Source organism: Undibacterium sp. Ji50W, assembly GCF_049340445.1.
Classification (GTDB): Bacteria; Pseudomonadota; Gammaproteobacteria; order Burkholderiales; family Burkholderiaceae_D; genus Undibacterium.
Genome location: NZ_JBMPOX010000095.1, coordinates 1 through 255, shown reverse-complemented (window position 1 = coordinate 255; position 255 = coordinate 1). Strand labels below are relative to the sequence as shown.

1 pseudogene is annotated in these 255 nt (G+C 59.2%); it reads left to right on the top strand.

Features of this window, described 5'->3' with window-relative positions:
* Positions 1-255, top strand: a pseudogene (locus tag ACO0K9_RS28175) (energy transducer TonB); the annotation flags it as partial.

Genomic DNA, 255 nt, shown 5'->3' with positions numbered 1-255 from the left:
AACTGCTGGCACCGCCACCACCGTTCATTCCGCCACCGGAAGTGCAGGTACAGCAACCCGTACAGCAACAACCGACCATCTCTGCCGTGTCCAACGTCAAGCCAGAGAACCCGGTCTTGCCAAGGGGCCCTGCACCGACCGCACCGGCGGCTGAAACCAGGTCCACTGGTCCGGTCGTTGTTCCTGGTGTGATTGACTTCAACGTCGGTGGTTGCAAACCAGAATACCCGCGTGCTTCACTGCGCAATGAAGAAA